The organism is Nocardiopsis sp. TRM 82005, assembly GCF_056312425.1.
Genome location: NZ_JBWDTQ010000053.1, coordinates 1 through 9110, shown reverse-complemented (window position 1 = coordinate 9110; position 9110 = coordinate 1). Strand labels below are relative to the sequence as shown.

Annotated in this window: 7 protein-coding genes; all 7 read left to right on the top strand. The window is 69.5% G+C overall.

The window, feature by feature from the left end:
* Positions 1-605 precede the first annotated feature (605 nt).
* Positions 606-1241, top strand: coding sequence for a hypothetical protein (locus AC0T5L_RS26925; protein ID WP_476168303.1), 636 nt, complete (start codon positions 606-608; stop codon positions 1239-1241).
* Between the two features lie 167 nt (positions 1242-1408).
* Positions 1409-1864 (top strand): hypothetical protein, encoded by a 456-nt coding sequence (locus tag AC0T5L_RS26920; protein ID WP_476168302.1) that lies wholly within the window; start codon positions 1409-1411, stop codon positions 1862-1864.
* Positions 1865-2045: 181 nt separating this feature from the next.
* On the top strand, positions 2046-3998 hold the full coding sequence (locus tag AC0T5L_RS26915; protein ID WP_476168301.1) for an aconitate hydratase: 1953 nt from the start codon (positions 2046-2048) through the stop codon (positions 3996-3998).
* Positions 3999-4048: 50 nt separating this feature from the next.
* Positions 4049-4741, top strand: a complete 693-nt coding sequence (locus AC0T5L_RS26910; protein WP_476168300.1) for an alpha/beta fold hydrolase — start codon at positions 4049-4051, stop codon at positions 4739-4741.
* A gap of 645 nt (positions 4742-5386) precedes the next feature.
* Entirely contained in the window at positions 5387-6568 is a 1182-nt protein-coding gene (locus AC0T5L_RS26905) for an anhydro-N-acetylmuramic acid kinase (protein ID WP_476168299.1), read from the top strand.
* 47 nt (positions 6569-6615) lie between these two features.
* Complete coding sequence (locus tag AC0T5L_RS26900) at positions 6616-8121, top strand: sodium:solute symporter (RefSeq protein WP_476168298.1); 1506 nt, start codon at positions 6616-6618, stop codon at positions 8119-8121.
* 191 nt (positions 8122-8312) lie between these two features.
* The gene (locus AC0T5L_RS26895; RefSeq protein WP_476168297.1) at positions 8313-8720 is read left to right on the top strand and encodes a MerR family transcriptional regulator; all 408 of its coding nucleotides are present in this window, start codon (positions 8313-8315) and stop codon (positions 8718-8720) included.
* Positions 8721-9110: the final 390 nt, after the last annotated feature.

The following is a 9110-nucleotide window of genomic DNA, read 5'->3' as shown; positions in this document are numbered from 1 at the left end:
TGGCCACCGCTTTGTCCTACTCCCAGCAGAAGAAGTCAACGGGTCTGCTCCTCGACTAGACCATGACCGGACACCGGGCGTACGGAGTTAACCGCATCCAGATCTTCAGTGCCTTTCCCCTCTCATGAGTCCCTTGCGTATTCGGAGAAGGATCGATACAGGAAGAGATCTTTGGCGTGGTGCTGCGTGAAAGGCGAAGAGCTGGGGGAGCCTGGAGCGGCGCCCCGCCGCAGGGGAGTAGGGCGTGCAGATGGCGAGCGTCCCAGGGAGTTGGGGAAGCGTGCAGCAGACCCCGGCCGTGCGTCCCGGGGGTAGAGCTTCCAGCGGCGCTTCGCCGCAGGGGGCGGGCCACCGCTCCAGGTTTCCCCAACCCCCTGGGGCGGGGCACCCCTGTGCACGGGGGCACACTGAAAACCCAACTTCAGGAAGTTCAACTTCAGGATTAGGGTCAGCGGTCAACACGGTCCAGGCACCTGCAAGAACTCGAGTCTGACCGCTGTGTTCGGTCTCTTCCGTCATTCCAGACACAAACGTCCCAACCGAAAAGCAGGCGAGTTTTGGGAGGGCCTCCAGGGGAGAGACAAACACACAGGAGGTATCCCCCCATGGAGACCGGAACCATCGCCGTCGCCCTGGTCGCCTTAGCGGTAATCGCCCTCGCCGTAGGAACAGCGATCGCCGCGCGTTCCACTCTCCTCCCGGCCTGGCGCACCGCCCGGCTCAGAAGACACTTCGGTACCGAATACGACCACGCCGTCCAGGCTCACGAAGACGCGGCGGCCGCCGAGCGCGACCTGTCCGCACGGCTCCGCCGCCGCGAGGGCACCGAACTCCGCGAGCTCACCGTTCAGGAACGCGAGGCGCACGCCGGCACCTGGTCCGCGATCCAGCAGGTCTTCGTGGACGACCCCGGACGCGCCGTTCAGGACGCCCGCGGCCTGGTGGGCACGATCATGGCGGATCTGGGCTACCCCGACCCTTCGCCTGACGAGGGCTTCGAGCGGCGGCTCAAGGACCTGTCGGTGGACCTTCCCACCGCGGTCGCCGAGGTGCGCCGCATGCGGGAGGCCCCACACCCCACCGAGCCGGACCACCCACGCACCGAGCACCTGCGCGAAGTGCTGGTGGCCCACCGCGGCCTGGTGGACGCCCTTCTGGGCGGACTATCGGCGGCCAACGCCGCGGCGGCGGAGGAACACGTGGTGAAGCAGCAGGAGAGGGAACCGGGAGGAGGACGGTGAGCGACTCCGGCGACACCGCTGGACACAGGGATCCGGGACCGCGCAGAGTCCGGTGGACCCTGCGCGCGCAGGACCGGGAAATCCTGCGGGGACGGCGAACCCGGGGCACCGCCCCACGGCAGCCGTTCGGACGCGAAGAGGACGGGAGAGGGAGTGAGGAGACGCAGATGACCGGACCCAGCCGGAAGAGGACCCCGGAAAAGCCCGGGCCGGAGACAGCCGAGGCGGCCGTTCCCGGGGCAGGCGCCGGCGCCGCCAGGACGAGTGAACGCAAGGAACCGGCGAAGCGGACCGCGCCGAGACGGGTACCCGGGCAGCGGACCGCCGCGGACCGCTCGGGACAGCCGTGGCTGCCCCGGCCGCGCGGGATGGACCCTGACGGGGTACGGCAGCGCTGGAGCGGAGCACAGGGCGGGTTCGTCGACGACCCGCAGCAGTCCGTGCGCGAGGCGGACGCGCTGGCGGCGGAGGTCGCCGACGCCGTGGTCTCCGCGATCGAGGAACGCCGCTCCACGCTCCGCTCCGCCTGGAACGACGGCGAAGGCACCGACACCGAATCGCTCCGTCTCACCCTGCGCGACTACCGCTCCTTCGTCAAAGGCCTGATCGGCGACACCACCTGACCGCGATCGCCCGGGGCTCGGTCGCACGAGGCCTCCGGGCGGCCCCCGCACCCTTCGGGACCGGGCGCGCTCCCTGGTATGTCACAGCACACGGCCTCTCGGCGACATGAGAACGAGGTCCAGCGGGCATCAAGATGAGCAGGCGTGCGCACAGATTTCCGTTGAGCGGAAGGGGGCCGTCATGGGCGACAGCGTCGCACACAAACTCATCACCTCCCACCTGGTCTCCGGGGAGATGGCACCCGGGGCCGAGATCGGGATCAGGGTCGACCAGACCCTCACACAGGACGCCACCGGCACCCTGGTCATGCAGGAGCTGGAGGCGCTCGGCCTGGACCGGGCACGCACCGAGGTCAGCGTCCAGTACGTGGACCACAACCTTCTGCAAGCTGACGAGAAGAACGCCGACGACCACGTCTTCCTGGAGTCGGCGTGCCGCCGCTTCGGCATCTGGTACTCCAAGCCCGGCAACGGGGTCTCCCATCCCACGCACATGCAGCGCTTCGGCGTGCCGGGAAAGACGATGGTGGGCTCTGACTCCCACACGTGCTCGGCCGGATCACTGGGGATGCTCGCGATCGGGGTCGGCGGGTTCGAGGCCGCCACGGCCATCGCCGGCAGGCCGCTCTACGTCCGCATGCCCGAGATCTGGGGCGTGCGGCTGACCGGGGAGCTCCCGCCGTGGACCTCCGCCAAGGACGTCATCCTGGAGATGCTGCGCCGACACGGGGTCAAGGGCGGGGTGAACCGCGTCATCGAGTACCACGGCCCCGGCCTGGACTCCCTCGGCGCGATGGACCGGCACGTCATCGCGAATATGGGCGCGGAGCTCGGCGCCACCACCACGGTGTTCCCCTCCGACGGAGCCGTGCGCGACTTCCTGCGCAAGGAGGGGCGAGAGGGCGACTTCACCGAACTGCTCGCCGACGAGGACGCGCACTACGACGTGACCGAGGAGATCGATCTGTCGGAGATCGAACCGCTGATCGCCAGCCCCTCATCACCGGGCAACGTCGTCCCGGTGCGCGAGGTCGCCGGGACCGATATCGGCCAGGTCGTCATCGGTTCGTCGGCCAACCCGGGGCTACGCGACTTCGCCGTGGCCGCGGCCATCGTGCGGGGACGCCAGACCGACACCTCGGTGAGCTTCGACGTGAACCCGTCCTCACGCCAGATCCTCACCGACCTCACCCGTATGGGGGCGGTCACCGACCTGATCACCGCGGGCGCCCGCATCCACCAGTCCGGGTGCCTCGGCTGCATCGGCATGGGACAGGCGCCCGCCTCCGGACAGAACTCCCTGCGCACGTTCCCCCGGAACTTCCCGGGACGCTCGGGGACGGCCGACGACGCGGTATGGCTGTGCTCGCCGGAGACCGCAGCGGCCTCCGCGCTCACCGGAACCATCACCGACCCCCGCGACCTGGCCGAGAAGCTCGACCTGCCGGTCCCGGACCTGCGCCTGCCCGACCGGCACAGTGTCAACACCCGCATGCTCACACCGCCGCCCGAGCCCGGGGAAGAGCGCGCCGAGCTGGTGAAGGGGCCCAACATCTCGTCCCTGCCGGACTTTCCGCCGCTACCGGACCGGATCAGCGCCCCCGTGCTACTGAAGGTCGGCGACGACGTCTCCACCGACGAGATCTCGCCCGCTGGAGCGGCAGCGCTTCCCTACCGCTCCAACGTGCCCAAGCTCGCAGAGTTCACCTTCACACGCATCGACGAGAACTATCCGAAGCGCGCGATGGAGACCACCGACGGCACGGGCCACATCATCGTCGGCGGGGAGAACTACGGGCAGGGGTCCTCACGCGAGCACGCAGCCATCACCCCCCGCTACCTGGGTCTGCGTGCGGTGGTGGCCAAGTCCTTCGCGCGCATCCACTGGCAGAACCTGGCCAACTTCGGAGTCCTGGCCCTGGAGTTCACCGACCCCGGCGACCACGACCGGATCGGCGCCGGAGACGTCCTGGTACTGGAGGACCTTCCCGCCGCCCTACGAGGGGCACGGGAGCTGACCCTGCACAACGAGACCAGAGGGGAGGACTACCGGCTGCGTCACAGTCTTTCCGAACGCCAGATCGAGGCCGTCCTGGCGGGCGGGCAGATCCCGCTACTGGCCCGGGAACTGTGAGGGCCCGTACGCCGTCCCGTTCGGGCCCGGGCACAAGGAAGTGAGACGCGATGGAGTTCGTCCTGGTGCATGGCACGACACAGTCTCCTGAGGGCTGGGACCCGCTGCGCGAGTCCCTCGCGCGACGCGCACACCGCAGCGTGACGGTGGACCTGCCCACCGACCAACCGGAGTTCACCGTCGAGGACTACGCGCGGTCGGCGTCCGACCAGCTCGGGGAACAGGTGCATCACCCGGTCGTCGTGGCGCACTCCGGTTCGGGCGCGGTGCTTCCGGCGATCGCCGACGCCGTCGGGGCGGCTGCCATGGTGTGGCTGGCCGCCTACATCCCCGACTTCGTCGGAGGCAGGAGCCTGATCGAGGAGATCCAGGAGGATCCCACGGCACTGTTCAACCCTGACTGGATCGGCGTCAACCCCGTCACCGACCACCAGGCCGCGCGCGGGTTCCTGTTCCACGACTGCGCGGAGGAGACGCGGGAGTGGGCGCTGGGCACCCTGCGTGAGTTCGCCCCCGTGCTCGTCTACGGCCACGGTCCCGTGCCCGAACGGCCCGGCGTCGAATCGACCTTCGTCCTGCCGACCGCCGACCGGACCCTGCGTCCCGAGTGGATGCGCCAGGCCGCCGAGCAACGCCTGGGCGTCCGACCAAGGGAAATCGACGCCGGACACTGTCTCCACGTCTGCCGGCCTGAGGCGACGGCCGACATCCTCCACGGTCTCCGACCCGGCGCGCCGGCCTGAAACCGTGGTCGGCCTCCCGGGAACAGTGCTTCCCCGCCCCACCCGGCACCCGTGTGCGCGCACCGGCGCCGCAGGAGGGGGAGACTGGGAGCACACACGCGTGTGACGTGGGGAATATCCCCCCAGCCCCTCCCGTTACAGACAGCACAGGTCAGTGCGGTCGTAAGTGTCCCCGGGCGCCACACAGAGCCTTCGCGGAATACCGCGCCCACGGGCGGCAGGAGCCGCGTTGTGCGAACCGCCGAGAGGTGACCGCCGCACCGGCCTGACATTCCCCACGGCCCCGCCGAGCGACAGCTCGGCGGGGCCTTTCTGCGTCCCGGACCGGGCGGGACTTCGGCGGGACCGGGCCGTCCAGCATCCGCCGCGTGCGCGCCGGAGCTGTGATCTGTCGACCGGACGAGGATTGACGAGGCCGCAACGCCGGGTATACGGCTGGCAAAACTTTTCCCGGCCGGAGGAGGTACGGAAAATGGGTGTCGAGCGGGTTCGCGAGTTCCTCATCGGCTCGGACAGTGACTCGGAACCGGGTGCTTCACCCCCGGACGCATCGTTGACCGGGGACACTCCGTCCCCGCCGGTGCCACACACCGCGCCCTGACCGGCTCCCCCTGGGCCCACCCGCCACTCCCGAAACAGGAACGCATGATCGTCATCGGGTTGTCCTCCGGTACCTCGGCCGACGGAATCGACGTGGCCGCCGCGCGCATCGACCTGGACGGGCCGCTCGTGCGCCTGGCTCCGCTGGGTCACCGCACCACGCCCTATCCGGCTGACCTCCGGGAGGAGATCCGTGGCGCCCTTCCTCCGGCACCGACGACGCTGGAGGCCGTGTGCCGGATCGACACCCGCATAGGCCGGGAGTTCGCTGAGGCGGCACGCCTGGGGATCGACGAGTTCGCCGGGGGCCGGGCCGATCTGGTCGCCTCGCACGGCCAGACCCTGTTCCACTGGGCCAGCGGCGCCACGGTGAACGGGACCTTGCAGCTCGGCCAGCCCGCATGGATCGCCGAGGCCACGGGCCTGCCCGTGGTCTCGGACCTGCGGGTGGCCGACGTGGCAGCGGGCGGCCAGGGAGCGCCCCTGGCCGGTCTGCTGGACACCCTCCTGCTCGGTGGGCGCACGGAACCGGTCGCCGCCCTGAACCTCGGCGGCATCGCCAACGTCACGGTCGTTCGGGGCGGGGATCCGCCGGAGGCCTTCGACACCGGTCCGGGCAACGCCCTGCTCGACGCGGCGACGCGCCGGGTGACCGGCGGTCGCGCCGACTTCGACACGGACGGGGCGCTTGCCCGCTCCGGCCGGCCCGACCCCGCCCTGCTGGAGCACCTGCTCGCCGAGGAGCCGTACTACCGTATGGCCCCGCCGAAGTCCACCGGGGTGGAACTGTTCGGCTCCGACTACCTCGACGCCGCACTGCGGCACGTCGGCACACCGTGTGACGGTGACCTGCTGGCCACCCTGGTGGAACTCACCGCCACCACCGTCGCGGAGGCGCTGCGTCCTTACGGTGTGGCCGAGGTACTCGCCTCCGGCGGCGGGGTGCGGAACCCGGCCCTGGTGGAGCGGCTCGCCGCCCGGGTCTATCCGGCCCGGCTCGGCAGGTCCGAGGACCTCGGGCTGGACGGCGACGCGAAGGAGGCCTACCTGTTCGCGCTGATCGGTTTCCTCACCTGGCACGGGATTCCCGGGTCCGTGCCGACCTGTACCGGTGCCCGACGGGCGCCGGTGGCGGGACGCATCACCCCCGGAACCGGACCGCTCCGGCTCCCCGAACCGGCGGCCACCGCCCCCCAGCGCCTGCGCGTCGACACGCAGAGCTCCTGAACGACCCGCCCGTGCCCCCCACACCCCGCACCCCCCGGAGGCCCGCAGTGCAACCCATCGATCTCGTGGTCATCGTGGTGTACCTGCTGTGTTCGGCATGGCTCGGCCTGAAGCTGTCCGGCCGACAGCGTGACGCGAAGGACTACTTCATCGGCAGCCGACAGCTGCCCTGGTGGGCGGTGTGCCTCTCGGTGGTGGCCACCGAGACCAGCGCCCTGACCGTGATCAGCATCCCCGGTGTGGCCTACCTGGGCAACGTCACGTTCCTGCAAGTGGCGATCGGCTATCTCATCGGGCGGGTGGTCGTCGCCTTCGTGCTGCTGCCCCGCTACTACCGGGGCGAGATGACCACGGCCTACTCCTACCTCGGTGCGCGCTTCGGTCGCGGCATGCAGAGCACGGCATCGGTCGCGTTCCTGTTCACCCGGCTGCTCGCTGACGGGGTACGGCTGTTCGCCGCCGCCATCCCGATGAAGATCGTCCTGGACTCCTACGGGCTGGAACTGTCCTACTTCGCGATCATCGCGCTGCTCGGGGCCGTCACGGTCCTCTACACCCTCATCGGCGGAATCAGGGCCGTGGTCTGGGTCGATGTGTTGCAGATGGGGCTGTACGTGGTCGGCGGTGTCGCCGCGCTGATCGTCATCACGGCCAGCCTCGACGTGAACTTCCTCGCGGTCGCGGCCGACGCGGGCAAGACCCAGTTCCTCGACCTCACGTCGAATCCGATCTCGGCACCGTACGCGACGGTCACGGCGGTGCTGGGCGGTGCCCTGCTGTCCACCGCCTCCCACGGCGCCGACCAGATCATCGTGCAGCGGCTGCTGGGCTGCCGCAGCCTGCGCGACGCCCAGAAGGCGGTGGTCGGCAGTGCCGTCGTGGTGTTCTTCCAGTTCGCCCTGTTCCTCACCGTGGGCCTGGCGCTGTACTCCTACTTCGACGGTGCCTCGGTGGACCGGCTCGGGCTCGCCAACTCCGACGAGCTCTTCCCGACCTTCATCGTCGAGGGCCTGCCCGTCGGGCTGTCGGGCCTGCTGCTCGCCGGGATCATGGCTTCGGCGATGAGCACCCTCTCGTCGTCGCTGTCGGCGCTGTCGTCCTCGACCATGGCGGACCTGTACGAGCGGTTCGCCCGCCGGACGCTCACCGGCGCCCAGGGGCTGCGGCTCGGCCGGCTGTTCACCCTCGGCTGGGGGCTGGTGTTCGTCGGGGCGGCGGCGATGTTCACCGGTACGGACAACCCCGTCGTCGAACTGGGACTGTCCGTGGCGAGTCTGACCTACGGCGGCCTGCTCGGTGCGTTCTTCCTGGGGCTGTGGGTCCGCAGGGCGCGTCAGACCGACGCCGTGATCGCCTTCGCCGCCGCTGTGGTGACCATGGTCTGGCTGTTCCTCTTCGAGCCGGAGCTGGTCGGATTCACCTGGTACACGGCCATCGGCACGTCCATCGTGCTCGGGCTGGGCTACCTGTTGTCGCTCCGGCACCGCGACGATGCGCCCGGGGCCGGGGCCGGCGGCGTGCCCGCACCGGTCGGCGAGGAGGAGCGCTCCTGAAGACGGGCCCGGTCCGTCCCCCGGGGGACGGACCGGGCCCGTCTTCCCGCCTCCCCCACCGTGTCCCGGGCAGGCCCTCTGCCGAGGTATGGACTCTTTCGGCGTTCGGGCACGCTACGGTTACGCGACCGGTGGTCGTCAACGAACAGACGAACGGCGTTGGAGTGGAACTAGTGAGAAAGGGTGCCGCGATGCCCGGGGCGCAGCACATGCAGATAGGCGAGGTCGCCGAACGGACCGGTCTGTCCCTGCGCACGATTCGCTACTACGGAGAGGTCGGCCTGGTAGAATCCTCGGCGCGCTCCCGCGGCGGTTTCCGGCTCTACACCGAGACGGACGTGGAGCGGCTGAACCTCATCAAGCGCATGAAGCCTCTGGAGTTCAATCTGGAGGAGACCCGTGAGCTGTTGGAGACCATCGACCAGCTGAACGCGGCAGAGACCGGCCAGGAGGAGCGGGAGGCCCTGACCGAGAGGCTCGACGCCTTCGAGGCGGCCATCGTCGCCCGCTGCCAGACCCTGCGCAAACAGCTGGCGATGGCCGAGGAGTTCGCTGAGAGGCTGCGCGAGCAGCGGACTCGGGACAACGCCACCAGCTGAGGGCGTTCTCCGACGCGGTGACGGCCGAGGCCGTGCGGTGTTCTCCCGGCTCGGAAAGGCCGGGAGCACCCTGTCTGAGCGATATGTGTGAACAACCCAGGTTCCCACCCAAAAAATCACTTTGGGTTATCGCAGTAGAAATGCGCCTGTCATCTTGATTGCAGGGATTCATCAGGAAAAACGCGTGAAAATCCCTTCCTGTGACGGTTGTCTCAGTCGCTCTGCGTGACTCAAACCCTTACGCAAGGGTAAAGTCGGGCCAGGTTGATCTCCGCGACGACTGCGGGATCACTGCTCTCTTCCCGGCCTTGTCCTGACGGGCACGGCCGGGTCCGCGGCGACGAAGCCGCGCTCCGGGGCACCATGCGTGCCGCACCGGAACCCCAGGCG